At 63.3% G+C, this 26,902-nt stretch carries 20 protein-coding genes and 1 pseudogene; 15 read left to right on the forward strand and 6 right to left on the reverse strand.

The window, feature by feature from the left end:
* The first annotated feature begins 58 nt into the window (after positions 1–58).
* Positions 59–3,049, forward strand: coding sequence for an isoleucine--tRNA ligase (gene ileS, locus NKJ72_RS25405; protein WP_352479907.1), 2,991 nt, complete (start codon positions 59–61; stop codon positions 3,047–3,049).
* A 195-nt stretch (positions 3,050–3,244) separates the two neighbouring features.
* Positions 3,245–3,925 carry a hypothetical protein gene (locus NKJ72_RS25410; protein WP_352479908.1) on the forward strand — a complete coding sequence of 227 codons (681 nt, stop codon included), beginning with the start codon at positions 3,245–3,247 and terminating at the stop codon, positions 3,923–3,925.
* Between the two features lie 84 nt (positions 3,926–4,009).
* On the opposite strand, the gene NKJ72_RS25415 is transcribed toward NKJ72_RS25410, so the two are convergent.
* Complete coding sequence (locus tag NKJ72_RS25415) at positions 4,010–4,462, reverse strand: nucleoside deaminase (RefSeq protein ID WP_352479909.1); 453 nt, start codon at positions 4,460–4,462, stop codon at positions 4,010–4,012.
* 76 nt (positions 4,463–4,538) lie between these two features.
* Here NKJ72_RS25415 and NKJ72_RS25420 point away from each other — a divergent pair, with 76 nt between their 5' ends.
* The 5 genes from NKJ72_RS25420 (at position 4,539) to NKJ72_RS25440 (ending at position 10,739) form a co-directional block, all read left to right on the forward strand.
* Positions 4,539–6,464 carry a pseudouridine synthase gene (locus tag NKJ72_RS25420; RefSeq protein WP_352479910.1) on the forward strand — a complete coding sequence of 642 codons (1,926 nt, stop codon included), beginning with the start codon at positions 4,539–4,541 and terminating at the stop codon, positions 6,462–6,464.
* Positions 6,445–6,999: a 16S rRNA (guanine(966)-N(2))-methyltransferase RsmD gene (gene rsmD, locus NKJ72_RS25425; RefSeq protein WP_352479911.1), complete on the forward strand. Its 555-nt coding sequence runs from the start codon at positions 6,445–6,447 to the stop codon at positions 6,997–6,999. The genes NKJ72_RS25420 and rsmD overlap by 20 nt, the downstream gene beginning before the upstream one ends.
* A gap of 98 nt (positions 7,000–7,097) precedes the next feature.
* Complete coding sequence (locus tag NKJ72_RS25430; protein ID WP_352479912.1) at positions 7,098–8,462, forward strand: M16 family metallopeptidase; 1,365 nt, start codon at positions 7,098–7,100, stop codon at positions 8,460–8,462.
* Between the two features lie 4 nt (positions 8,463–8,466).
* A complete protein-coding gene (locus tag NKJ72_RS25435; protein ID WP_352479913.1) occupies positions 8,467–9,879 on the forward strand; it encodes a M16 family metallopeptidase in 1,413 nt (470 codons plus the stop codon).
* Positions 9,876–10,739: a patatin-like phospholipase family protein gene (locus tag NKJ72_RS25440; protein ID WP_352479914.1), complete on the forward strand. Its 864-nt coding sequence runs from the start codon at positions 9,876–9,878 to the stop codon at positions 10,737–10,739. The genes NKJ72_RS25435 and NKJ72_RS25440 overlap by 4 nt, the downstream gene beginning before the upstream one ends.
* 171 nt (positions 10,740–10,910) lie before the next feature.
* Here NKJ72_RS25440 and NKJ72_RS25445 read toward each other — a convergent pair whose 3' ends face one another.
* Together NKJ72_RS25445 and NKJ72_RS25455 are read right to left on the reverse strand one after the other, a co-directional pair.
* A complete protein-coding gene (locus tag NKJ72_RS25445) occupies positions 10,911–11,447 on the reverse strand; it encodes a dihydrofolate reductase family protein (RefSeq protein WP_352479915.1) in 537 nt (178 codons plus the stop codon).
* 272 nt (positions 11,448–11,719) lie between these two features.
* Positions 11,720–13,450 (reverse strand): adenylate/guanylate cyclase domain-containing protein, encoded by a 1,731-nt coding sequence (locus NKJ72_RS25455; protein ID WP_352479916.1) that lies wholly within the window; start codon positions 13,448–13,450, stop codon positions 11,720–11,722.
* Positions 13,451–13,848: 398 nt separating this feature from the next.
* Here NKJ72_RS25455 and NKJ72_RS25460 point away from each other — a divergent pair, with 398 nt between their 5' ends.
* Positions 13,849–14,748: an HNH endonuclease gene (locus NKJ72_RS25460; RefSeq protein WP_352479917.1), complete on the forward strand. Its 900-nt coding sequence runs from the start codon at positions 13,849–13,851 to the stop codon at positions 14,746–14,748.
* Positions 14,749–14,805: 57 nt separating this feature from the next.
* Here NKJ72_RS25460 and NKJ72_RS25465 read toward each other — a convergent pair whose 3' ends face one another.
* Both NKJ72_RS25465 and NKJ72_RS25470 read right to left on the reverse strand, forming a co-directional pair.
* Positions 14,806–16,641, reverse strand: coding sequence for a hypothetical protein (locus NKJ72_RS25465; RefSeq protein WP_352479918.1), 1,836 nt, complete (start codon positions 16,639–16,641; stop codon positions 14,806–14,808).
* Positions 16,642–16,649: 8 nt separating this feature from the next.
* A complete protein-coding gene (locus tag NKJ72_RS25470; protein ID WP_352479919.1) occupies positions 16,650–16,868 on the reverse strand; it encodes a hypothetical protein in 219 nt (72 codons plus the stop codon).
* A 321-nt stretch (positions 16,869–17,189) separates the two neighbouring features.
* Here NKJ72_RS25470 and NKJ72_RS25475 point away from each other — a divergent pair.
* The 7 genes and pseudogenes from NKJ72_RS25475 to NKJ72_RS25505 form a co-directional block, all read left to right on the forward strand.
* Positions 17,190–17,395, forward strand: a pseudogene (locus NKJ72_RS25475) (LacI family DNA-binding transcriptional regulator); the annotation flags it as partial.
* 240 nt (positions 17,396–17,635) lie between these two features.
* Positions 17,636–19,075 carry a DUF6600 domain-containing protein gene (locus NKJ72_RS25480; RefSeq protein WP_352479920.1) on the forward strand — a complete coding sequence of 480 codons (1,440 nt, stop codon included), beginning with the start codon at positions 17,636–17,638 and terminating at the stop codon, positions 19,073–19,075.
* 209 nt (positions 19,076–19,284) lie between these two features.
* Positions 19,285–20,340, forward strand: coding sequence for a LacI family DNA-binding transcriptional regulator (locus NKJ72_RS25485; RefSeq protein ID WP_352479921.1), 1,056 nt, complete (start codon positions 19,285–19,287; stop codon positions 20,338–20,340).
* A gap of 69 nt (positions 20,341–20,409) precedes the next feature.
* Positions 20,410–21,663, forward strand: coding sequence for an ABC transporter substrate-binding protein (locus tag NKJ72_RS25490; RefSeq protein WP_352479922.1), 1,254 nt, complete (start codon positions 20,410–20,412; stop codon positions 21,661–21,663).
* A 525-nt stretch (positions 21,664–22,188) separates the two neighbouring features.
* The gene (locus NKJ72_RS25495) at positions 22,189–23,115 is read left to right on the forward strand and encodes a carbohydrate ABC transporter permease (RefSeq protein WP_352479923.1); all 927 of its coding nucleotides are present in this window, start codon (positions 22,189–22,191) and stop codon (positions 23,113–23,115) included.
* The gene (locus tag NKJ72_RS25500) at positions 23,115–23,972 is read left to right on the forward strand and encodes a carbohydrate ABC transporter permease (protein ID WP_352479924.1); all 858 of its coding nucleotides are present in this window, start codon (positions 23,115–23,117) and stop codon (positions 23,970–23,972) included. Before NKJ72_RS25495 ends, NKJ72_RS25500 begins: the two co-directional genes overlap by 1 nt.
* Positions 23,973–23,999: 27 nt before the next feature.
* Complete coding sequence (locus tag NKJ72_RS25505) at positions 24,000–25,982, forward strand: glycoside hydrolase family 127 protein (RefSeq protein ID WP_352479925.1); 1,983 nt, start codon at positions 24,000–24,002, stop codon at positions 25,980–25,982.
* On the opposite strand, the gene NKJ72_RS25510 is transcribed toward NKJ72_RS25505, so the two are convergent.
* Positions 25,969–26,709 (reverse strand): gamma-glutamylcyclotransferase, encoded by a 741-nt coding sequence (locus tag NKJ72_RS25510; protein ID WP_352479926.1) that lies wholly within the window; start codon positions 26,707–26,709, stop codon positions 25,969–25,971. The two genes, NKJ72_RS25505 and NKJ72_RS25510, sit on opposite strands and share 14 nt — an antisense overlap.
* Positions 26,710–26,902 lie beyond the last annotated feature (193 nt).

The raw sequence follows: 26,902 nt of genomic DNA on the forward strand, positions 1-26,902 counted from the left end.
AAGCGAAGAACTTCAACGCCCGGGCTCTTTTGCCGCCGGCAACGCATATGGCAGACGAATGACTGATACCGAGACCGCCGAGACGATCGACTATTCCAAAACGCTCTACCTGCCGCAGACGGATTTCCCGATGCGCGCCGGTTTGCCGGAAAAGGAACCGCTGCTGGTCAAGCGCTGGCAGGACATGGACCTTTACCGCAAGTTGCGCGAAGACGCAGCCGGCCGCGAAAAATACGTGCTGCACGACGGCCCGCCTTACGCCAATGGCAACATCCATATCGGCCACGCGCTGAACAAGATCCTCAAGGACGTCATCACCCGCTCGTTTCAGATGCGCGGCTATGACTCGAACTATGTACCCGGTTGGGATTGCCACGGCCTGCCGATTGAATGGAAGATCGAGGAGCAGTACCGCGCCAAGGGCAAGAACAAGGACGAGGTGCCGGTTAACGAGTTCCGGCAGGAATGCCGTGAGTTTGCGGCGCACTGGATCAAGGTGCAGGGTTCCGAGTTCCAGCGCCTCGGCGTCGTCGGCGACTTCGACAATCCCTATACGACGATGGCTTTCCACGCCGAGGCGCGCATCGCCGGCGAGCTGCTGAAATTCGCCATGTCCGGCCAGCTCTATCGCGGCTCCAAGCCGGTGATGTGGAGCGTCGTCGAACGCACCGCGCTGGCCGAGGCGGAGGTCGAATACCAGGACTACGAGTCGGACACGATCTGGGCGAAGTTTCCGGTCGTCAGCCTCGCTCGCCAGGTCATCAACATCGAGGATGGACAGCCAGCCCTGGATCCCAAGCTGACGCAGACGTCGCTCGATCTGCTTGATGCCAGCGTCGTCATCTGGACGACGACGCCGTGGACAATCCCCGGCAACCGCGCCGTCAATTACTCGCCGCGCATCAACTATGGTCTCTATGAGGTTACAGCGGCCGAGAACGCCTTTGGTCCCCAGCCCGGCGAAAAGCTGATCTTTGCCGAGAAACTTGCAGACGACGCTGCCGCGAAGGCCAAGGTCACCCTGAATCGGCTTCGCAACGTTGGCGCCGAAGAGCTTGAAAATCTTACGCTTTCGCATCCCCTCAAAAGTCTGGGTGGCGGCTACGATTTTCCCGTGCCCATGCTCGCCGGCGATCATGTCACCGACGATGCCGGCACCGGATTCGTCCACACCGCGCCGGGACACGGCCGCGAAGACTTTGACGCCTGGATGGATGCCGCCTCTGACCTTCGCCAGCGCGGCATCGACACTGCGATCCCCTTCACCGTTGACGATGCCGGCTTCTTCACCAAGGACGCGCCGGGCTTCGGCCCGCACCGCGAGGGTGGAGCGGCGCGCGTCATCGACGACAATGGCAAGAAGGGCAACGCCAACCAGGCTGTCATCGACGAGCTGATCAAGCGCAACGCGCTGTTCGCGCGCGGCCGCCTGAAGCACTCCTATCCGCATTCCTGGCGCTCGAAGAAGCCGATCATCTTCCGCAACACGCCCCAATGGTTCGTCTATATGGACCAGGAGCTTGGCGACGGCACGACGCTGCGCGGCCGCGCGCTGAAAGCCATCGACGATACCCGCTTCGTGCCCGCCGCCGGCCAGAACCGCATCCGCGCCATGATCGAGGAGCGCCCCGACTGGGTGCTGTCGCGCCAGCGCGCCTGGGGCGTGCCGATCGCCGTCTTTGCCGATGCCGACGGCAACGTGCTGCGCGACGAGGCAGTCAACCAGCGCATCATGGACGCCTTCGAGAAAGAAGGCGCCGACGCCTGGTTCGCCGCCGGCGCCAAGGAGCGGTTCCTCGGCAATCACGATGCCTCGAGATGGCAGCAGGTCATGGACATCCTCGATGTCTGGTTCGATTCAGGCTCGACGCATGCCTTCACGCTTGAGGACCGGCCCGACCTGAAATGGCCGGCCGACCTCTATCTCGAAGGCTCCGATCAGCATCGCGGCTGGTTCCACTCGTCGCTGCTCGAAAGCTGCGGCACCAGGGGCAGGGCGCCCTATGACACCGTCGTCACCCATGGCTTCACCATGGATGAGGAGGGGCGGAAAATGTCGAAGTCGCTCGGCAACACGGTCGTGCCGCAGGACGTCATCAAGCAGTCCGGCGCCGACATCTTGCGGCTGTGGGTGGTGACGACCGATTATTGGGAAGACCAACGGCTCGGCAAGAACGTGCTGCAGACCAATATCGACGCCTACCGCAAGCTGCGCAACACCATCCGCTGGATGCTGGGCACACTCGCCCATGACGACGGCGAGGAGGTGCCGCTGGACAAGATGCCGGAGCTGGAGCGGCTGATGCTGCACCGGCTCGCCGAACTCGATGAAGTCGTACGCTCGGGCTACGACGCGTTCGAATTCAAGCGCATCACCCGCGCGCTGCTCGACTTCATGGTGGTCGAGCTATCGGCCTTCTATTTCGACGTCCGCAAGGACGCGCTTTACTGCGAAGCGCCTTCCAGCGTGAAGCGCAAGGCTTCCGTGCAGGTGGTGCGCCATCTCTTCGACTGCCTGGTGAAATGGCTGGCGCCGATGCTGCCCTTCACTATGGAAGAGGCTTGGCTCGACCGTCATCCGGATGCGGTCTCGGTGCATCTCGACCAGTTCCCGAAAATCCCGGCGGACTGGAAGGACGAGGCGCTGGCGGAGAAGTGGCGCAAGGTGCGGCAGGTCCGCCGTGTCGTCACCGGCGCGCTGGAAATCGCCCGCGCGCAGAAGGTCATCGGCTCTTCGCTGGAAGCGGTGCCGGTCGTCACCCTCGACGATGCCGCGCTCGAAGCGGCGATCGCCGATGTCGATATGGCCGAGATGGCGATCACCAGCGATCTGGTAATCGTGCACGGCAAGGCGCCGGCGGGCAGCTTTACCCTCGACGACGTTAAAGGCGTCGCCGTGGTCGTCGAGAAGGCGGAGAACCGCGGCCTGGTGAAGTGCGCGCGCTCTTGGCGCTACACCGCCGATGTCGGCTCAGATCCGGAATTCCCGGATGTTTCGGCCCGTGACGCCGCTGTCCTGCATGAACTCAAGGCTTTGAGCCGCCTCTAAGGCGGTGCACAAATGCCACGGCGGGCAGCCGATCGGCCCCGGCGCGTTGCCCTTAACGAGTGGTTGAGGTAAACACGCGAAACTCCGGACGACAAATTGTCGCCGGAATTCCGTCGGAAGAGCATAGGCGACGGGGACCGGACCTTTCTTTGGCCGGCGGCAATCGAGAGGCTGTCTACAGTGGGACTTTTTGGCATGACCGAGAGAACTTACGCGCGCGTTGCGCTGCTGGCGCCGCTTGTCGTATCGGGCCTCGCCTTGTCCGGCTGCATGGGCTCGCCCACTTACGGGACCGACAAGCCTGCTGCCTCGCAGCTTGCCGACGACCTCACGGGGGCTTTTTCCTTCGCACCCAAGCGCAAGGAGAGTATCGACTACAAGCCGCGCCCCACGCTGGTGAAGCCGGGGCCAGGGCAGAAGGAAGTGTTGCCGCCGCCCCAGGAAAGCATCGAGACGGCAAGTGCCGAATGGCCCGAATCGCCGGAGCAGCGCCGTGCCCGCCTGCGCGCCGATGCCACCCTGCATCAGGACGACCCGGCCTACCAGGCGCAGATTGTCGATGACGTGCAGACCGACCCGGTGGCCGTCAAGGCCGCGATGGCGCAGTCGGCTTCGAGCCATCCGCCGGCATGGACTCCAGCGGCTTCGGACAAGGGCCGCGCCGCGGAAGTCAAGCGCCGTCTGGCTGAAGGCAAACAGGGCGACCCGACCACCCGCAGATATCTGAGCGAGCCGCCGGTGCAATACCGCGCCGCCGCCCCCACCGCGCCGGTGGATGACCTCGGCGAGGATGAGTACAAGAAGGAACGCCGCCTCAAGAAGGAGGCGGCCGCCAAGAGCAAGAGCGGCGGCATGTTCGACTGGCTGCCCTGGTAGCCTGACGGCGCCAGAGACGTTCTTGCCTGGGTTGGCTGGCTGGACTGGCTGACTTGGATTTGGACCGTCTGCCGGACCGGAAAATCAGGGTCCGCGTCGCTCGCGAAAAAAGTCTTTCAGCAGCGCTGCCGCAGCGTTCTCGGCCATGCCCGGATAGATATCGGGCACATGGTGGCAGGTTGGTGACGTGAAGAAGCGAACGCCGTTGACCACTGCGCCGCCCTTCTCGTCGGCAGCGCCGAAATAGAGCCGGCGCAGCCTGGCGAAGGAGATGGCGCCGGCGCACATGGCGCACGGCTCCAGCGTCACGTAGAGATCGTGGCCGCTGAGCCGCTCACTGGAAAGCTTGCGGCAGGCCTCGCGGATCGCCAGCATCTCGGCATGGGCAGTGGGATCGGCGAACTCGCGGGTGCGGTTGCCGGCACTTGCAACGACCGTATCGCCGCCGACGACGACCGCGCCAACCGGCACCTCGCCACGCTGGGCGGCGGCTTCGGCCTCTTTCAGCGCCAGCGCCATGAAATCCTGCCGCTTCACGCGGTTTCCATTCCGATTATCTCCTCGCCACTAGAGCGCGATCCTGTTACTACCCGCGCAAACGAGCAAAGGCCACATGGACGACAAAAACAAGAAATTCCCGCGCAAGGCCGGGCCGAAGCCGGCAGGGCCGCGCGGTCGCGACAGCGCTCCCGGCAAGGGCGGCAAGCCGTCCTTCGGCGCCAAAAAACCCTACACTCCGCGCGGCGACCGGCCGGCGGCGGCCGAAGGCGAACGGCCGAAGCGCGACTTCAAAGGCGACCGGCCATTCAGCAAAGGGCCGCGTCCGGAAGGCAAGCCTTATGAACAGCGCGAGGGTTCACGCAAGCCGTACGCACCGCGCGGCGACCGGCCAGCGGCGGCCGAAGGCGAACCGCCGAAGCGCGACTTCAAGGGCGGCGACCGGCCGTTCAGCAAAGGGCCGCGTCCGGAGGGCAAGCCTTATGAGAAGCGCGAAGGTCCGCGCAAGCCCTACGCGCCGCGCGGCGACCGGCCGGCCGCTGCCGAAGGCGAGCACGGTGAAAGGCGCTTCGACCGTCCCAAGCGTGACTTCGGCGATCGTCCTAAGCGTGATTTTGGCGGCGATCGGCCGCAAGGTGCACAAACGGCACGGGCGGCGTCGGACGGCGGCTTCAAGCCGCGCCCGCGTCGCGTCGAGGTAACGGAAGAAGCCGGCGAACGCATTGCCAAGCGGCTGGCGCGTGCCGGCCTGGCCTCGCGCCGCGACGCCGAGGAACTGATTGCGGCCGGTCGCGTCAAGGTCAATGGCAAGGTGTTGTCCTCGCCGGCCTTCAACGTGATGCCCGGCGACATCATCCATCTCGACGGCATGGAGATCCCGCCGATCGAGCGCACCAGGCTGTTCCTTTTCCACAAACCGGCCGGCGTGGTCACCACCAACCGCGATCCCGAAGGCCGCAAGACCGTCTTCGATGTGCTGCCCCCCGGGCTGCCGCGGCTGATGACCATCGGCCGGCTCGACATCAACACCGAAGGCCTCCTGCTGCTCACCAATGATGGCGGCCTGTCGCGCGTCCTCGAACTGCCGGCCACCGGCTGGCTCAGGCGCTACCGCGTGCGCGTCCACGGCAAGGTCGAGGAAAGCGCGCTTGCCGGCCTGCGCGAAGGCCTTGCCGTTGACGGAGTCTTTTATGGCGCCATCGAAGCGACGCTCGACCGCGAGCAGGGCTCGAACGCCTGGCTGACACTCGGCCTGCGCGAAGGCAAGAACCGCGAGGTCAGGAACATCCTGGGCTCGCTCGGTCTCGACGTGACGCGGCTGATCCGCATTTCCTACGGGCCGTTCCAGCTCGATGATTTGCCGGAAGGCCATGTGCTGGAGATCAAGGGCCGTGTGCTGCGCGACCAACTCGGCGAGCGTCTGGTCGAAGAGTCCGGCGCCAATTTCGACGCCGATATCACCAAGCCATTTTCCAACAAGCCGGTCAGGCGTGAGCGGGAGGAGGAGCCCGAGCGGCCGAAATTCACCCGCGACGGCGAACGCCGGCCGATCGGCGAGGGCGGCCTGATCAAGAACCGCAAGCGTCGCGAAGGCAGCCGCGACGAAGCGCTCGGCAAGCTGTCGACAAGCCCCGACAGGAGCTTTGGGCCGAAAAAGAGCTTTGGCGAGCGTGGCCCCAGACCTGAACGCAGCGACTTCGGGGACAAACCCCGTGGCGACAAGCCGCGTGGCGGCTTCGGTGGGAAGAAGTCCGAACGCGAGCAGCGGCCGATCGAGCCGCCGGGCCAGCGCAAGGCCAATGTCTGGATGGCGCCGGGCGCACGGCCGATCGGCAAGGGCAGGGCGGAGGCAGACGCCGCCAAGGCGGCAGAAAACAAGGCGCGCAAGGCCTCGTTCAAGCCGTCTTACGGCAAGCCCGGCGGCAAGCCGCAAGGCGGCGGTGCAAAGCCGTTCGGCAAGCCACGCGGCGAGCGTCAGGATGGCGGTGGCGACCGGCCGCGCGGCGGCCCGAAGGGAAGCAATGCGGATCGTCGGCGGTGAGTTTCGCGGGCGTCCGCTGGCGACGCCCCGCACCTTTGCCATCCGCCCGACGACCGACCGCACGCGTGAGGCGGTCTTCAACGTGCTGGCGCATCGCTTTCCCGAAAGACTGGACGGCGCGCGCGTCCTCGACCTGTTCGCCGGCACCGGTGCGCTCGGCCTCGAAGCGCTGTCGCGCGGCGCCTCCTACGCTGTCTTCATCGAAGAATCCGCCGAGGGGCGCGGCCTGATCCGCACCAATGTCGAGGCCTTCGGCCTCACCGGCCGCACCAAGATATTCCGCCGCGACGCGACGGCCCTGGGCGAGGCGGGCACCATCGCCGCATTCGGCCTGGTCTTCGCCGATCCGCCCTATGGCAAAGGCCTTGGCGAACGGGCCTTGCGCTCGGCCAAGGCCGGCGGCTGGCTCGCCCCCGGCGCGCTCTGCGTCGTCGAGGAAGCGGCGGCGGCGCCGTTCGAGGCAGGGCCGGGCTTTTCGGTTGTCGATGAGCGCAACTATGGCGAGACGGTCATCCGGTTTATCGAGGCCGCCTGAATTCGGTGTCCGCGATGGCGCCTTCAAAATGACGCACAATTCGCTTTGCCTCGACCAGCAACCCCGCCTATCGTCCGACCACCAAACCGGAGCCATCTATGACATTTCAGGCTGAATGGCTGCGCGGAACGCTCTTGGGGCTGGCTCTGGTGATGGCCGCGCCGGCTCTGGCGGGCAACAATCCCGACGACGGCGTCGTGACCGATTTCCTGCTCGACAACGGCATGGAGGTCGTCGTCATCCCCGATCACCGCGCCCCGATCGTCACCCATATGGTCTGGTACAAGATCGGCAGCGCCGACGAGCCGCCGGGCAAGTCCGGCATCGCCCATTTCTTCGAGCATCTGATGTTCAAGGCGACCAGCAACCATGCGGCCGGCGAGCTCGACCGCGCCGTCGCCGCCATCGGCGGCTCGGACAACGCCTTCACCTCCTACGACTACACCGCCTTTCACGAGACGGTGGTGCCGCAGGCGCTCGGTGAGATGATGGGCTTCGAGGCTGACCGCATGCGCAACCTCATCCTCAACGACGATGTCATCAAGACGGAGCGCGACGTCATCCTCGAGGAGCGCCGCTCGCGCATCGATAGCAATCCGCAGGCGGTGCTCGACGAGGAAGTCGACGCCACGCTGTGGCAGAACCAGCCCTACCGCATTCCGGTTATCGGCTGGATGCAGGAGATGGAGAAGCTGAACCGCACCGACGCGATGGCCTTCTACAATAAATATTATACACCCAATAACGCCGTGCTGGTGGTTGCCGGCGATGTCGAACCGGAAACAGTCAAGGCGCTGGCCGAAAAGACCTATGGCAAAATCGCGCGCGGCCCGGATCTGCCGCCGCGCATCCGCCCGGTCGAGCCGGAACAGAACACCAGGCGTACGGTGACGCTGACCGACGGGCGCGTCAGCGTGCCGAGCTTTACCACGCAATGGGTGGTCCCGTCCTATCACACGGCAAAGCCCGGCGAGGCCGAAGCGCTCGACGTGCTGTCCGAAATCCTCGGCGGCGGCAACCGCAGCCGGCTCTACCAGGAGCTTGTCGTCAGGCAAGGCATCGCCGCGGCGGCCGGCGCCTTCTTCCACGGCACCATGCTCGACGACACCAATTTCACCGTCTACGGTGCGCCGCGCGGCGATGCCAAGCTTGCCGACGTCGAGGCCGCGGTCGACGCGGAGATCGCCCGCATCGCCAAAGACGGCGTCACCAGCGACGAGCTGGAAAAATCCAAGGACCGTTTCGTACGCTCGATGATCTTTGCCCGCGACAAGCAGGAAGACATGGCCAACATCTACGGCTCGACGCTCGCCACCGGCGGCAACGTCCAGGACGTTCAGCAATGGCCGGACCGCATCCGCAAGGTCACCGCCGACCAGGTCAAGGAAGTCGCTGCCCGCTACCTCAATCTCGACCACGCAACGACCGGCTATCTTCTGCCGCAAACCCAAGCTGGGAATTGATGTGATGATGAGCCAGCATGGTCCCGCTCTGCCTTCTCCCCTCGTGGGCTCCTCCCCTTCTCCCCCTGGGGGAGAAGGGAAGCGCCAGCACGCCGGCCAGATTCTAGCGACCCTGTTCCTCTCCCTCGTCTTCCTCGTCCTGCCGGCGCTTTCCGCTCGCGCCGCCATGGACATCCAGGAGGTGATCTCGCCGAAGGGCATTACCGCCTGGCTGGTGGAGGACTATTCGGTGCCGATCGTCGCCATCCGCTTCGTTTTCGATGGCGGCGCGACGCAGGATCCGCCCGGTAAGGAAGGGCTTGCCAATCTGATGAGCGGCCTGTTCGACGAAGGTGCCGGCAACCTCGACAGCGAGGCCTTCCAGATCAAGCTCGATGACGTCGGCGCCGAGATGAGCTTCGACGCGCAGCGCGACGGCATTTACGGCTCGATGCGCATGCTGGCCGACCAGCGCGACGGCGCCTTTGACCTGCTGCGCGTGGCGGTCAACCAGCCGCGCTTCGACCAGGTGCCGATCGACCGCATCCGCGCGCAAATCCTGTCCGGCATCATCGCCAGCGAGCGCGATCCCGATACGCTCGCCCAACGCAAATGGCTGGACGCGATCTACGGCAGGCATCCCTATGCGCGGCCCGACCAGGGCACCAGGCAAAGCATCGCGACGATTACGCCGGCCGATCTCAGCGCCTTCCACAAGGCAAATTTCGCCCGCGACGGCCTGCATGTCGCGGTGGTCGGCGCCATCGACGCCGAGACGCTGAAGCAGAAGCTCGACCTGGTGTTCGGCAGCCTGCCGGAAAAGCAGGCGCTGACGCCCGTTCCCGACATCGACCTGAAGCTCGGCCAGCAGCTCGAGGTCGTGTACGACCAGCCGCAGGCCTCGCTGCAACTCGCCTATCCCGGCGTGAAGCGGAATGCGCCGGACTTCTTCGCCGCGGTGCTGATGAACGAGATCCTCGGCGGCGGCACCTTCACCTCGCGGCTGTTCGACGAGGTGCGCGAGAAGCGCGGCCTTGCCTACAGCGTCAGCTCCGACCTCGTCGACCACCAGCATTCCGAGGCGCTGTCCATCACCACCTCGACCCGCGCCGACAGGGCGGCCGAGACGCTGGCCGTGGTGCGCGACGTGGTCAAGCGCATGGCCGAGGAGGGGCCGACCGAAGCCGAGCTGGCGGCGACCAAGAAATACATGATCGGCGCCTATGCCATCAACAATCTGAATTCCTCGGGCGCGATCGCCTCAACGCTGGTCGAGATCCAGCTCGGCAAGCTCGGCATCGACTACATGCAGCGCCGCGCCGCCCTGATCAACGCGGTGACGCAGGACCAGGTGAAAGCGGTGGCGAAAAAGCTGCTCTCCGCCGAGCCGGCCGTCATGGTGGTCGGGCCGAAGCTGGGCGCGGCCAACAAGGGATGAGCCCTAGCTTCGGCATCGCCTTTGGCGGCGGCGGCGCGCGCGGGCTGGCGCATATCCATGTCATCGAGGCGCTCGACGAGCTGGGCATCAGGCCGGCGGCAATCGCCGGCTCGTCGATCGGCGCCATCATGGGCGCCGGCATGGCCTCTGGTATGACCGGCAAGGACATCCACGACTATGCGCGCTCGATCCTAGGCCGGCGCGCCGAGGTGGCGACGCGCATGTGGCGGGCGCGGCCCGGCACTTTTGCCGAAGCGATGCAGGGCGGCCTGCGGGTCAGCCAGTTCAATGTCGAGCGCATCCTCAAGGCGTTCCTGCCCGATGCCATTCCCGAGACCTTCGCCGAACTCAAAATACCGCTGAAGGTGACGGCAACGGATTTTTATGGCCACAAGCTCGCGGTGTTGGCCGAAGGCGAGCTGCCTTCGGCGCTGGCCGCCTCGGCGGCGATTCCAGCGGTGTTCCGCCCGGTGATGCGCGACGGCAGGATGCTGATCGACGGCGGCATCTACAATCCCGTGCCGTTCGACCTGATCGAGCTCGACGCCGACATCATCATTGCCGTCGACGTGGTCGGCGCGCCGACCGAGGCCGGGCGCAAATTCCCGACCTCCGTCGACCTGATGTTCGGCGCCACGCAGCTGATGATGCAGTCGATCATCGCCAGCAAGCTGAACCAGAGCCGGCCCGACATATTGGTCCGGCCGGCGGTGTCGAAATACCGGGTGCTCGATTTCATGAAGATCGAGGCGCTGATGGCCGAGACGGTTGCGATCAAGGACGAGCTGAAGCGCGAGGTGGAGCAGGCGCTGAAGGCGAGGGAAGACGCTGCGGTCGCGGGCAGGCAGCGGACGATGTAGGGAAGCTGCCAATCTCCCCCCTTGAGGGGGAGATGTCGCCGAAGGCGACAGAGGGGGGTCGTCTCGCGTAATGCGCCAACCCCCGCTGTCGAAAGAGAGGAACCGCGCCCGGTCGAACCGACCCCCTCTGCCCTGCCGGGCATCTCCCCCTCGAGGGGGGAGATTGGCTGATCACGCCATCCCGGCCGCATACTCCAGCGCCACCACGCCGTTGCTGAATTGCGTGGCCGAGATCAGCTCGAGCGGCAATTGCGCGCCGGGCGGGAACAGCAGCTTGCCCTGGCCGACGGCACCGGGGTAGCTGAGCAGCCTAATGCGGTCGACCAGGCCGTTGCGCAGCAATTCCTGCGCGACGCTGAGGCTGCCATGCACATAGATGTTGCCGCCGCTGCCTTGCTTCAGCCCTCTGACCGCGTCCGGTAACGCGCCCTGCAGCAACTCGGCCGGCTGCCAGTCGAGCGCCGTCAAGCTCGTCGAAGCGACATATTTCGGTAGAGCGTTGAACCGGTCGGCGAAATCTCCGGTCTCCTTGGGCCACGAGCCGGCAAATATCTGATAGGTCGTGCGTCCCAAAAGCATGGCGCCGCTGTCGGCAAGCTCGTCCTCCTTGAATTTCTGCATCTCATCGTTCCAGGCGACGCTCGGCAGCTTCTCGACCTCGGCGATGCCGTCGACGCTGATGAATTCGGTGACGATGAGTTTTCGCATGGCGGGTTCCTTCTGCCGAGCGCGGGTCTTGTGCGAACTGCTCCGTCAACTAGCGCGGCGCTTTTTCAGGGGGAGGGCTTTCCTGTTCAGATTCGATCTGCAATAACCGCCCCGCTGAGCAATACCAGTTTCCTGGCCAGTATCCGCGCCACGTCGAAGCATGCCTCGGCGACTGGATCATCTACCATGAGCCCAGCAAGGTAGAAGAGAGCCGAGCTATTTCGCTGTGGCTAAGGTCCAGCTTATCGCCGATCGTGCGCGTCACGGGCTGCCTACAGCTTGGCAATACCGGCTTTCAGCAGCCCTTCGCGGATGTGCTGCACATCGGACTCCTGGGCATAGTGCAGGGTGGCGATGAATGACTCGAGGTCGAATTGGGGATCGAGCGTTCTGATCTTGCCCAGATGCGCCGCGGCCGCGATTTCGTCGCCGAGCCAGCCGTAGCAGGCAGCGGCGAAGGCGTGCTGAGCCGAGTCCATGGTCGACAGATGCATGAAAGCTTCGATCGCCTCGCCATACTGGCGCGCGGCGAAATGCGCCTTTCCCAGATGGCTCCAGAACCTCTCCGGGTGGTGCGGGTTCAACTGCATGGCCTTGCGGATCCATTCAATTCCCTCTTCCGGTCTCCCCAGCCACGTCAACAACTCGCCTTGCTGCACCACCACGAGGTCGTAATTGGGATTGAGGGCCAGCGCCCGCTCCTGATGGTAGCGCGCAGTGGTCAGCTCATTGTTGTTCACGTTCACTGCCGCGAGAATGCGATGGACATCGGCATCGTTGTTGTCCAGCGCCAGCGCCCTGTCCAGCGCCGCCATAATGCTGTTCCAGACGGCATCCCTGTCTTCGCACCAGTTATGGACCCAGGCCTGGCCAAGAATGCAGGCCCGCCACGCATGGGCATGGGCATAATCGGGGTCGAGCGCGACGGCCCTTTCTATCAAGGTTCGCGCGCGTTCATTATCCGCAATCGTGCTTCGGTGATGCAGCACCTTGGCAGCAAGCACACATTCATACGCGGCCATGTTTGCAGGTTTCGCCCGCGCGAGCTGGTCCCGCTGAGCCGCCTCGACACGACCGGGCAGCGTGGCTGCGATCGCCGCCGTCACCTCATCCTGAATCGCGAATATGTCGACCAGCTTCCGGTCATACTTGTCCGCCCAGATATGAGCGTCATTCGCCGTGTCGATGAGCTGAACCGTCACGCGCACCCTCTCGCCGATCTTGCGGACGCTTCCCTCCACCAGGTATTGCACGTCGAGTTTCTCGGCCACCTCGCGCACATTCACGGCGCGGTTCTTGTAGACGAAGCTGGAATTGCGCGAGATGACGAACAACTCATGGTGGCGGGACAGTTCGGTGATGATGTCCTCGGTCAGTCCGTCCGCGAAAAATTCCTGCTCGGGGTCGCCGCTCATGTTGGTGAATGGCAGCACCACTATCGAAGGTTTCGAGATGGATCGCTTTGCCTCGACTTCCGGCAGGACAGGGCTGTCAAGCCCGATGCGATAGAGGCGAACCGGGCGGCTGATGTTCTTCAACGTCTTCTCGCCCAGGTCCTCCATGGCAATTTCGAGACGGTCGGCAATTTGGGTCGCCACCGCTGCGGTCACGCAGATACCGCCGACGTCGGCGAGTTGCTCGATGCGCGAGGCAATATTGACGCCGTCGCCGAAAATATCCTCATCGTCGAAAATGATGTCGCCGAGATTTATGCCGATCCTGAACTCGATACGCCGTTCTTGCGGCACATCCGAATTGCGCCGTTTCATGCGCTGTTGGATTTCCACGGCGCATTTCACGGCATCGGTCACGCTCTGGAACTCAACGAGCATGCCGTCTCCGGTGGTCTTGATGATCCGGCCCTTGTTCTTCGCAATGGCGGGATCGACCAGTTCTATGCGATGGGTGCGAAGGCGTGCGAGCGTGCCGGATTCGTCGGCTTCCATTAGCCGGCTGTAGCCCGCCATATCGGCAGCCAGAATTGCGGCTAGTCTCTGTTCCATCGCTGAACCAAAAACCAAGCCTACGCTTCCTGGGCCGCCAAATCCAGCAATTTGGGCTTGTGGCTGGATCAAGACGTCTTCTACCGCAGCAGCAAGAAAGGGCGCCTTCCGCCTGGTGGCTTCTCAACCTCGGCAATGCCATCAACGCTGATGAATTCGGCGATGATGAGTTTTCTCATGGCGGGGTTCGTTTCAGTCGGGGGCGGGCTGCGCTGGCGCCCTGCGAACCGCTCAGTGAAACTAGCGCTGCGCTTTGTCAGGGGGGAGGAGCTTTTCCCCATTCGCTTCCAAGGACCGATACCGTGGGGAAAAGCTTCTCCGGCCTAGACTACGCTCCCAAGATCGGTTGGTATTACACCTAAGGCAGATATCTCCAAAGAACGAATTGTAAAAAGATCATGGGGTTTGGGGTCTTCATTCATCGGTCAGATTCGATCTACAATGACCGTCCCGCTGAGCAATACCAGTTTCCTGGCCAGTATCTGCGTCGCGTCGAAGCATGCGTCGGCGACTGGATCATTTACTACGAGCCTAGCAAGGTAGACGAGAGCCGCGGCTATTTCGCGGTAGCCAAGGTCCAGCAGGTCATCCTCGATCCTGCAAAGCCTGACATGTACCTCGCTCTGATTGAGCCCGGAACCTACCTCGATTTCGTCAATCCTGTTCCGTTTAATGGTATGAATGGCATTGTTGAGAAGAGTGTCCTTAACGACGAAGGACGGATTTCCGGTCGCGCCCAATCTGCGGTCCGCCAAATCAGTCCAAGTGACTTCAATCGCATTATCGATCTGGGCCTGGACAGCAATGAGCTATTGCTGCCGCGCGTTGATGAGACCGGCACGTCGCTTGGCTTTCAAGACGAGCAGGCGCCGTTCGAGTTCGAGCAGAGCCGTGACCGCGTGAGTTACATTGGGTCGCGTATCGTACGGGATCGTATTTTCCGCCGCATCGTCTTGCGCGCCTATGATGAGCGTTGCGCGATCACGGGACTCAAATTGATAAATGGCGGTGGACGAGCAGAGGTTTCCGCCGCGCATATTCGACCGGTCGAAGCGAACGGACCCGATGTCGTCAACAATGGGATCGCACTATCCGGTACAGCTCATTGGATGTTCGATCGGGGGTTGATCAGCCTGTCCGACGATCTGGAAATCCTGATCTCGCGGCAGGTGAACGACTTGGAAAGTGTGCAGGCATTCATAAACAAGACCAGTCGACCGCTTGCGCCGGCCCGACAGATTGAACGCCCTCATCCTCGTTTCTTGCAATGGCACCGTGAGTACTGCTTTAAACAGTGAGGGGCGAAAGTGGCTTCCCTTGGCAGCGACAGCCGATTCCATGCGCACGGGCACAGCTTATACCGTTGCTAACGATAACTCGTCCTCGGTGCCATTAGTCTCGTCATTTTGACGGTTGGGCCTAAATAGGCGGCCCATGCTTCGGCGTGCCGGCTGGAGAGAATCGTAGAAATCATCCGCCGCAAGGCTCAAACATTCTGGTGCCAACGCATGCTTGACGGCGTCAGCGTCCCATTCCTTATTCAACTGCTTTGCAAGGGCGAACACAACAGCCCTGCCGACTCGTAGGATCATACTCTTCTCGGCTTGCTGCAGCGCTGCCTCCCGCATGGCATCGACGTCGGCTACCGTGGCGTACGACGCCTCCAGGGTCTCGCGCATCTCATCAATCGATGGGTACAACATGTTGAGAAACAATTGTCCATTCTCGTAGTACCGCCCAGCTCGGCTGCGAAGTTGTTTCTCGTCGATCTCCTCCGCCGTTCTCAAAAGTACAAGGTCGGGCGCTCGCTCGCGGTCCTTCCAGAGGTCCGCCGCTTTTGCACCTTGCGGTGCTAGATTGAGATCGACGTGCTTGGTCTTCGGCTTCGACCCGCTGGCCGAGCCTTCGCCTTCCCGCGTCACTTGAGTGCCAGCACCATAGGAAGAGTCCACCAGCCGGACCCCGGTTGGTGTCGCACGGGGCAAAACACGACGAACGCGCAGATCGTTGAGTAGCTTCTGAAGTTCGTCGCGAATTTCGTCGTTGGAGGTGCTTTCCGGTGCAAATGAGCGGATGAGGTCGACAACCCACTGCGGACGATGTTGCGCGACTACATCACCGAAGTGTGTAACCTGAACGGTCTCCTGCTCACCCGACCGGTAACGCAAGAACTGGCGGTAGCCGTCGGGCAGTACCGACGCATTGTCCGGAAGCTCGATATGCACCGAGATGTGCTTCGACCCGAACGGGATGCCAAAGAGCGGAGCATTGATTGCCCAGGCTCGTCCAGTTTTCACGTCGTAAAGTTCGTCTTTATAGACTATGGCGACGAGACTAAGCGCGGATTGGATCGCCCCGCTGATCGAGCGATTGTGGCTGGGCGATTTTTCGTAGGGCGGATCGTAGTAATAGTGGATTTTGATTCCAACCGGGGTTTCGACGGTTTCAGTCCTTCCGAAGGCACCCGCCGCCGCCCGTCGCGGAAGAGGTTCGAACACGCGCGTTCCCTCGCCAAGTTTGTGAGTGCCGGTTTGGAGCACCACTCGGACACCGTCGGGTAGGCGGTAGAACCGGTGGTAGAGATAGGTGGCCAACCACTGGGCGTCTAAGGTCGGATCGCCGTTATAAGGGTCGCGTGCCGTATCTTGCTCGTGCTCGTTGCCCAAGAGTCGCACTTCCGTCCAATCTTCCCCTAGGTCGTACCCTTCCTCGCGGGCTTGGTGCGTAACGTTAACGACCTCTGCGAATTCTCCGTCATCGAGTTGGCGACGCAGCCGGCCATAGCGGCCATCGCGCTGGCACAGGAGGACTTCGTTCACTTCACCAGATTTGCACGATCGATAGATTATACCGAGCTTGTTGGAAGGAAGTGAGGCCACCTTTGCCCCCATCCCGAAATTCGCATCCAGGCCCTTCTCCTTTCGGATTGATGCAGCGAGATCGCACATTCGATAGAGCTCGCTCGCGTCCATTCCAGGCCCAGTGTTCCAGATGGCCAGTTTCGGTGTGCCGCCGAAATTGATCACCCGGAAGATTGCTTGTCGATGTCCTTCCTCTGCCTGAGACGCGGCCTCGAGCGCGTTCTTCGTGAGTTCGCGGATCATCATTATCCGTGGACAACGCTCGATCGTGGTCGCGACCAAGAAATCGGTATCGTCAATTTGGATCGGAGTAATGCTCGAAGTGTCCATTGTGAACCTTACAGCTTGAACCCGGATTTCCGGACACGGGGCGTTTCAAAGCGCGCTTCCACCTCAACAACGGCTTCCCGCAACGCCCGAATGATTTTTCTCACCTCCGCCTCCTCATACTCATAGACCTGACGGTTCGAGAGGTTACCGATCCGAGCGATCGCCTCAAGTGCTTTGGTAGTTCGGCTCTCAGCCAGTTGACGGAATTTTTCGCGCTTTTGTGACACCGATTAGGTCTTTATTTCACGTGGACTTCACAAATTTTGCGAAATACGTTGCATAAGGCGCGCGCATTTGCAATCGCCGACATTGTGATCGAACGTTTTGGCGTTGTCCGATCAAACTTCCCTTCTGTCGGTAAGCATTGCCGGCTAGCACGCTCGGCAAGGTTGCTGACTATTCCGATACCTCTTGCCTTACGCCAGTCTTCACCCTCCCTCTGAGAAAACCTTTTCCCAACCCACCCCGCACCCGCTGACCTCACCAATCAGCGTCCCGCAGGCCCATAAGAGAAAAGCTTCTCAACCGGGTGGATCATGACCCAAATCATGGCGTCCGAAGTCCAGCCAACGCCCGCCAAGCAGCCGGTCACCTTGCGTGAGGTGGCGGCACTTGCCGGCGTCAGCGTGCCACCGCCTCAAAAGCACTGAACGGGCAGGGGCGGATGGCGGCCGCGCCGCGGACCCGGATTCGCGAGACGGCGCAGCGGCTGGGCCTTAGCCCGAACAGCCTGGCGCATAGCCTGCTCAGGCGGCTCCCTTACCAACGACATATCGCCGCGCCTTCGGCGCGCATTTGAGACGGTTCACCGCCCATGAAGCAACTCTGATCCCAAATATCGTCGTGCGATCCCAAGCGGTCGCCCGACCGGATCCGGGCTAACGTCAGCAAAATGGAACAATCCGGCAGCCGGCGGGTTTGTAGGATGAAGGGCGATCTGTTTCGGAGGAAGATTACGATGAAACGCGTCCTCGCCCAACATGCGGTGCGACTGATGCTCGGCGCCGCCTGTCTGCTCATGGTCGTCGAGATTCCCAACCCAATTGCGCCATTGTCGCTTGTGTCAGAGGCAAGGGCTGCCACCACCGTTTCGATCAGCACATTCTATGAAGACCTGTCTTCCTACGGCGATTGGGTCTCGTATCACGGAGCGACCGTTTTCGTGCCGGTTGATGTGCCTGACGATTGGCGTCCGTATACGCTTGGACATTGGGTCTATACCGAGCAGTATGGCTGGCTCTGGGTGTCCGACGAGCCATTCGGCTGGGCGACGTACCATTACGGCCGGTGGGGCTATGCCGACGATATCGGCTGGTATTGGGTTCCGGGCACTCGCTGGGCGCCGGCATGGGTGAGTTGGCGTCGTGACAGGGAGCACATGATTTGGGCTCCACTGCCGCCGCGCCGCGATCCGGATCTAATTTCAATCGAGGTGACCTTCGACACGACGCCGGATTATTACTGGGTTGTGGTCCCCACCCGCGAATTCCTTGCCGCGGACATTTCTACCGTCGTTATCCGTGATGAGCCGGAGTTTGTTCGCATCGTGGAGGCGGCCGAGCCGGCCGGCGACGTGACGATCCGGAACAACGTCGTGATCAACAAAGTCATTGATGTCGATGTGATCGAAAAGGAGACGAATCAGAAGGTGACTGCCGTCAAGGTCAGCAAGACCGACGCGCCCGAGCAGTCCGGCAAACTGGAAAACGATACGGTCGCTGTCTTTGAGGGCGAGGTGAAAGCCGACCCTAAGGCCAAACCAGCCAAGCTCAAAGACATCGAGGAGGTGAAGCAGGTTCAGGCTGGCCGGAAATCGAAGCCGACCGAAGGTGCTGCATCGACCGAGCAGGCCAAGCCCGAAGAAACCGCCAAGCCTGAGAAGCCGAAGGCCGGCGAGCAGCCGACCACCGAGCAGCAGCAGGCCGAACCTGGCAAGGCGGCCAAGCCTGAGAAGCCGAAGGCCAAGGAGCAGCCCGCCGCCGAGCAGCAAAAGGGCGAGCCGGAACAGGCGGCCAAGCCTGAGAAGCAGAAGACCAAGAAGCAGCCCGCCACCGAGCAGCAGCAGGCCGAGCCGGAACAGACGGCCAAGCCTGAGAAGCCGAAGACCAAGAAGCAACCCGCCGCCGAGCAGCAGCAGACCGAGCCCGAGCAGGCAGCCAAGCCTGAGAAGCAGAAGACCAAGAAGCAGCCCGCCGCCGAGCAGCAGCAGGCCGAGCCTGAGCAGGCGGCCAAGCCTGAGAAGCCGAAGGCTAGGAAGCAGCCCGCCGCCGAGCAGCAGCAGGCCGAGCCCGAGCAGGCGGCCAAGCCTGAAAAGCAGAAGGCCAAGGAGCAGCCCGCCGCCGAGCCACAGCAGGCCGAGCCGGAACAGGCAGCCAAGCCCAAGCCGCAGAAGCAAAAAAACAAGGCGTGCGATCCGCAGACTGAGAGCTGCTAGCCGTACGGGTAGACTGCGGCACCGCGATTATTCGATCGCGGTGCCGCTGAGCGGCCATTCCCCCTTGCCATCCCCACATCCTTCGTCCTAATCTCTCCCTTGAGAAAACCTTTTCCCAACTCGCCTCGCATCCGCTGACATCACCAACCAGCACCCTGAGGGGCCATAAGAGAAAAGCTTTTCCCACCTGGGAGGATCATATCCAAATCATGGCGTCCGACGTCCAGCCAACGCCCGCCAAGCAGCCCGTCACCTTGCGTGAAGTGGCGGCCATTGCCGGCGTCAGCGTCGCCACGGCCTCAAAGGCGCTGAACGGGCAGGGGCGGATGACTGCCGAGACGCGGACCCGGATTCGCGAGACGGCGCAGCGGCTTGGCTTTCGCCCGAACAGCCTGGCGCAGAGCCTACTCAGGCGGCGCTCCTTTACCGTCGGGCTGTTGACCAACGACACCTATGGCCGCTTTTCGCTGCCGCTGATGGCCGGCGTTTCCGATGCACTGGTCGATGCCGGGGTCTCGGTGTTCTTGTGCAATGTCGAGGACGACCCCCGCCTTGCCCAGCTGCATGTCGATGCCATGCTCGACAAGCGCGTCGACGGCATCATCGCCACCGGCAAGCGCATCGACCGCCACCTGCCGGTCGACCTCGCCAATCTCGGCATTCCGGCGATCTATGCCTTCACCGAGCCCGATCCAAACGCCATCGCTTTCGTGTCCGACGATGCCGGCGGGGCGCGGCTGGCGGTCGAGCACTTTTGTCGGCTCGGGCGGCGGCGCATCGCCCACGTCAGCGGTCCCGCAAGCTTTGCCGTGGTGCATGCCCGGGCGCAGGCCTATCGCGAAGTGCTGGCCGAGAACGGCCTGCCGGTCATGGAGCCGCTGCTTGGCCACTGGTCGGAGGCCTGGGGGCATGAGGCGGTGGCAAAATTGTTCGACGGCGAGGGGTTCGACGGCACGCGCGAAAAACCTGATGCCGTCTTTTGCGGCAACGACCAGATCGCGCGCGGCGTCATCGACGCCTTGCGCGAGCGCGGTATCGGCGTGCCGGACGAGGTCGGCGTCATCGGCTTCGACAATTGGCAGATCGTCGCCGAGGCGACCCGGCCGCCGCTGACCTCGGTCGACATGAATCTGGCAGCACTTGGCCGCGAGGCCGGCCTTGCCCTGCTTTCGCTCGTCGGCGGCGAACCCGCTTTGCCGGGCATCAGAAAACTGCCGTGCCGGCTGGTGGTGCGTCAGTCATGCGGCCGTCCGCCGGACGGCTGAAACGAAACGGGCCGTGTCGATTGCAAAGCGCTGGGGCGCGGCCGAGTTAAATCCATGTGGAGGAGAAGCATGAGAACCACCATTACCGGGCTCGCCGTCGCCGCGAGCATTTTGGGCACGCTGGCAACCGTCGGCTCGGCCGCCGCCGACACCGCCAACATCTGGGTCCGCGCCGACGGCTCGAACTTCATGCCGCGCATCGTCGATGCCTTCAACAAGGGGCATCAGAACCAGATCAAGCTGGACATCATCCCCAATGCCGAAATCATCCCGAAATATGGCGCCGCCGCCGCCGGCGGCACCGCGCCGGATGCACTCTCGCTCGACCTGATCTACACGCCGTCATTCGCCGCCGCCGGCCAGCTGGAGGACATCACCGACTGGGCGAAATCGCTGCCCTATTTCGCCAGCCTGTCGCCGGCGCATGTCAAGACCGGCACATATAAGGGCCGCATCTACGGGCTGCCGTTCTCGGCGGATTCCTCGGTGCTGATCTGGAACAAGAAGCTGTTCAAGCAGGCCGGCCTCGACCCGGAAAAGGGCCCGACCAACTGGGCCGAGATCGAGAGCGACGCCGAAAAGGTCAACGCGCTCGGCGGCGACATCAAGGGCTTCTACTTCTCCGGCAATTGCGGCGGCTGCAACATCTTCACCTTCACGCCGCTGATCTGGGCCTCGGGCGGCGACATCCTGACGGAGGACGGCTCCAAGGCGACGCTCGACACGCCGCAGATGCGCGGCGCCATCGACCTCTACCGTTCGATGGTCAAGAAGGACCTGGTGCCTTCAGGCGCACAGACCGACACCGGCTCCAACTTCTTTGCCGCGTTCGCCACCGGCAATATCGGCATCTCGCCGTCCGGCGCCTTCGCCATCGGTGCGCTGAACACGCAATATCCCGATATCGACTACGGCATCACCTTCCTGCCGGGCAAGGATGGGGGCTGGTCGTCGTTTGCCGGCGGCGACAATTTCGTCGTCACCAAGGGCACCACCAAGGTCGCGGTGGTGAAGGAGTTCCTCGATTTCGCCTATTCGCTCGAAGGCCAGACCATCCTGGCGAAATACGGCAGCCTGCCGGTGCGCGGCGACATCGCCAATGAGGCGCTGAAAGACCTCGACCCGCGCTACAAGGTTGCCGCCGAAGCCATGGCCAAGGGCCGCACGCCCTATTCGGTGGTGTTCAACGACCTGATCAACTCGGCCAACGGTCCGTGGAACCAGATGATGAACGAGGTCTTCTTCGGCGAAGACGTCGACGGCGCCATCGCCAATGCGCAGGAGACCATGCAGTCGATCATCGATTCGGCGCCGCAGAAGTAGGCTGGCGCCCACCTCCCCCTCGAGGGGAGGTCGGACCGCAGGTCCGGGTGGGGTCATCGCGGCAGTGCTCGACGCTCTTGTGATGCCGGCGCACTTCGCGGAGGACCCCACCCCCGGCAACCCCTTAACCTCCCCCTCGAGGGGAGGTCGGACCGCAGGTCCGGGTGGGGTCATCGCGGCAGTGCTCGACGCTCTTTTGATGTCGGCGCGCTTCGCGGAGGACCCCACCCCCCGGCCTTCGGCCGGACCCTCCCCTCAAGGGGGAGGGGGACGTCCCGCCAATGGAACAACAGGCATGAGCACCATCACAGTACGCCGTTGCAATGCTGGCTCCCCCTTCTCCCCTTGTGGGGTCCGAAGGACGGGGCGAGACCAGTGGCTCGCCTCCGGGCGGTGTCGCCGAAGGCGACGGATGAGGGGTGCTCCAGCTTGGCACCCACGGCGATCCTTCCAACACCCCGTCTCGGCGCTGCGCGCCGATCCACCTTCTCCCACAAGGGGAGAAGGGAAGGCGAGCGGCCAGCCATGACCACCATCACAGCAATCTCCGCCCCGACGCGCCCCCGCAAACTCGTTGGCGCCGGCCGCCGGCAGTGGATCGGCCTGCTCTATGTCGCGCCGGCCGTCGCGCTTGTCGTCGTCTTCTTCATCGTGCCGCTTTGCATGACCGCCTGGATGTCGCTGCACAACTGGCCGCTGATGGGCGCGCACAGCTTTGTCGGCCTCGACAATTACTGGGCGATCCTGCGCGACACCCGCTTCTGGAACGCGCTGAAGTTCACCGGCTACTACACGGTGGTGGTGACGATCGCGATCTTCGCCGTCGCCTTTCCGCTGGCGCTGTTCATCGAAAGGCCGCGGCAACTGACGGGCTTCTACCGCACGTCATTCTTCATGCCGGCGGTCATCGGCTTCGCCTCGGCCAGCCTTTTGTGGTCATGGCTGCTCAATGTCGATTCCGGCCTGTTCAGCCCGGCCGCCTTCGAGCTTGGCCTGACCGAGAAGAAATTCAACCTTTTGGCGACCTTCCAGCCGGCCTTCTGGTCGATCATCGCCATGGTGGTGTGGAAGGTGGCGGGCTTCACCATGATCATCCTGATGACCGGCCTGCAATCGATCCCGCCGGATCTGCAGGAAGCGGCGATGATCGACGGGGCAGGGCCATTCGCGCGGTTCCGGGCGATCACCTTGCCCTTGATGCGCCGCACGCTGGCGCTGGCGCTGATCCTGTCGGTGGCCGGCTCGATCCTCGCCTTCGACCAGTTCTACATCATCCTGCGCGGCGGCCCGCGCAACCAGACGCTGACCGCTGTCTACTGGATCTTCAACCAGTCCTTCGTGTCGTTCAAGCTCGGCTATGGCGCGGCGCTTTCGATGATCCTGCTGGTCATCCTGGTGGCGCTCAGCCTCATCCAGCTGCGGCTGCTGCGCCAGCCCGAGGGGGTCGACTAATGGCGCAGGCAAGGAGCCGCAAACGCCGCATCGGCATGCAGATTGCCGAGCACTCGACCGGCATCATCGCCTCCATTCTGTTCCTGGCGCCGATCGCCTGGACGGTGCTTTCGGCCTTCAAGCCGGCACAGGAAGCGCGCCAGCCGCCGGTGCCGCCCTGGCCGACCAGCGGCATCTCGCTCGAGAACTACGCCACGCTCAACACCTTCGGCGATGGCCTCTGGCTGCCGGCGCAAAACAGCATCTACGTCTCGGTCATGACCGTGGTGCTGTCGGTGATCGTCAGCGTGCTCGCCGGCTACGGTTTCTCGCGCTTCCGTTTTCCGCTGAAGAACCTGCTCTTCGTCGTCATCCTGTCGACGATCATGATCCCGTTCCAGTCGATCCTGACGCCGATCTTCCTGGTGCTGACAAAAATCGGCCTGCACAACACGCTGACCGGGCTGGTCTGCGTCTATGTCACGCTGCAGCTGCCGTTCTCGATCTTCATGATGCGCAACGCCTTCGACGCGGTGCCGCGCGAGATCGAGGAGGCCGCGCGCATGGACGGCGCCAACAATGTCACCATGCTCTTGAGGGTGATGCTGCCGCTGGTCTGGCCGGGCATCGTGACCATCGCGCTGTTCGCCTTCCTCGGCGCCTGGAACGAGTTTCTGGCGGCCCTCGTGCTGATGACAGACCAGTCCAAATTCACGCTGCCGATCATGATGACCGCACTCCAGTCCGGCCGCTTCGGCGCCATCGACTGGGGTGCCGTGCAGGCCGGCGTCACCGTGATGATGGTGCCGTGCCTCGTGCTCTTCCTGCTGCTGCAGCGCTTCTACATCCGCGGCCTGATGGCAGGGGCCGTGAAGTGACCAATCGAACCGAACCGGAGTGAATTGATGACCGCATCGCAATCCGCCAGTCAGGGCGCCAAGCCGAAACTCGCCTTCCGCCCGCTGCCGGTGCCGCAGGTCGACGTGCGCGGCTTCTGGGGCGACCGCGTCGATGCCGTCGCCTCGAAGACCGCCGGCATCCTTTACGACCGCTGCGTCGAGGCGCGCATGCTCGAGCAGATCGATCCGGACCGGCCATCGCCGGGCGTCGTCATCCCGTTCCACTCACCCTCGCCGGACGAGGCCGCCACCGCCGGCAACGAGTTCACCGGCTCGACGGTGACGACGCAGATGTTCTGGGATTCGGATTGGGGCAAGACCATCGAGACCGCCGCCTATTCGCTCTACCGCCGCCGCAACGAAGAGCTGGAGAAGAAGATCGACGCCGTCATCGATATGTACGGCAAGCTGCAGCAGCCCGACGGCTATCTGTCGAGCTGGTACCAGCGCATCCAGCCCGGCCTGCGCTGGACCAATCTGCGCGACTGCCACGAGCTCTATTGCGCCGGCCACCTGATCGAAGGCGCGGTCGCCTATTACCAGGCCACCGGCAAACGCAAGCTGCTCGACATCATGTGCCGCTACGTTGACCACATCGCCGAGACGTTCGGTCCCGAGCCCGGCAAGAAGAAGGGCTATTGCGGCCATGAGGAGATCGAGCTGGCGCTGGTCAAGCTGGCGCGGGTGACCGGCGAGCGCAAATATATGGAGCTTGCCAGATACTTCATCGACCAGCGCGGCCAGCAGCCGCATTATTTCGACGAGGAGGCGCGGGCCCGCGGCGCCGACCCGAAGGCGTATCATTTCAAGACCTACGAATACAACCAGTCGCATAAACCGGTACGCGAGCAGGACAAGGTCGTCGGCCATGCGGTGCGGGCGATGTATCTCTATTCGGGGATGGCCGACATCGCCACCGAATATGGCGACGACACGCTGCGGGTGGCGCTCGACCGGCTGTGGGACGATCTCATGACCAAGAACCTCTACGTCACCGGCGGCCTCGGGCCGTCCTCGCACAATGAGGGTTTCACCGCCGACTACGACCTACCCAACGACACCGCCTATGCCGAGACCTGTGCTTCGGTCGGCCTGGTGTTCTGGGCGAGCCGCATGCTCGGCATGGGTCCCAATGCGCGCTACGCCGACATCATGGAGCGGGCGCTCTACAACGGCTCGATCTCGGGCCTGTCGCTCGACGGCTCGCTGTTCTTCTACGAAAATCCGCTGGAGAGCCGCGGCGCCCACCACCGCTGGAAATGGCACCGCTGCCCGTGCTGCCCGCCCAATGTCGGGCGCATGGTCGCCTCGATCGGCAGCTATTTCTATGGCCTGTCGGACGACGCACTCGCCGTCCATCTCTATGGAAACGGCACGGCTCGTTTCGATATCGCCGGCCGGCAAATAGAGCTGACCCAGACCAGCAACTATCCCTGGGACGGTGCGGTCTCGATCTCCGTCGAACCGGAAGCGCCGACCGCGTTCACCTTGCATCTGCGCCTGCCGGGCTGGTGCCGCAAGGCAACGCTCAAGGTGAACGACGCCGATGTCGATCTGGCTACTGTCACCAGCGACGGTTATGCCGCGGTCCGCCGCGAATGGCGCAAAGGCGACCGCGTCGAGCTCGATCTCGAGATGGCGGTCGACCGTCTATACGCCAACCCGCAGGTGCGGCAGGATATCGGCCGTGTCGCACTGGCGCGCGGCCCGCTGATCTATTGCGTCGAGGAGACCGACAATTCCAGCCAGCTGCACCGCATCGCCCTGCCGCGCACGGCCGACATCGAGGCGCATCAGCAGCCGAACCTTCTGGGCGGCGTCGTGACACTTTCGGCGATCGCCAAAAAGGAGGCTTTCGAAAACTGGGAAGAGGGGCTCTACCGCACCGAACCGCCGGCGGTGGAGGACGCGAAGCTCACCGCCGTGCCGTATTTCGCCTGGGACAACCGCGACCCCGGCGAGATGCTGGTCTGGCTCAGGGACGAATGAAGCCCGGCGGCAGCGCCCGACCGATCTCCTCGGCCACAAGTTCCTGCAGCTGCCAGAGATTGCGGTCGCGGATGCCACAGGCGTCGAGATGGCGAATGGTCTCGAACAGATATTCGGCGCCCGAACCCCAATGGCCGACGGCGTTGGCCAGGGTCGCCGCTATCGCTCGCTTGTCGAGTTTGCCGGCATAGCGCGGATTGGCGCGATCGACAACGAAACCAAGCGCTTGGCCCATGCCGTCGGCTGTCCTGACCTGCAGCCAGCGCGGCAGGTTGACGGAGGGCAGGATGGTCATCTCGCGGCGCAGCAGCGCTTCGAGATTGGCCGCCACGGGCTCGGCGATCTCGAACACCATGCCCTGGCATTGGCCGCCGCGGTCGAGCGCCATCATCAGGCCGGGCTGCTCGACGGTGCCCCTGAAGCGCTGCACCGTAAAACAGAACGAACGGTGCCAGCCCGTCGCCACGGCCCGTTCGCCACCCCTGACCTCGCCGGCCGGCTTCCACAGCAGCGAGCCATAGGCGAACAGCTTCAACGGCCCGGCCGGCGCGCCGGCCAACACCTCGTCGCGAATGCGCGCGTAATCGGCATCGGTCATGTAGACCATGCCCGGTGTCGGCCCGGCATCCTCGACCGCACGCAAGGTGCGGGCGACCAGCGCCTCGGTCAGCGCCATCGGTGTCTTGCGTGGCGAACGCCGTGATGCGGCGGAAATGACCTTGCTCATCCTCATGCTCTCAGCCTTGCCGCCATGTTGCCGAAGGCTGAAGGATTCTCAAGGGCCCAGTACACCGGCGCGGTATCGGGATTCGAACTATCGTGTCGAACAGCTTGACTGGATTCGACGAAATACCCAGCGGGCTTAAGCGCGTCGACTGAACCCGTTTCAGCGCGACGCGCTTCAGTGCGGAGGCTGATCT

The organism is Mesorhizobium sp. M0045 (assembly GCF_040323385.1).
In the GTDB taxonomy this organism is placed as follows: Bacteria; Pseudomonadota; Alphaproteobacteria; order Rhizobiales; family Rhizobiaceae; genus Mesorhizobium.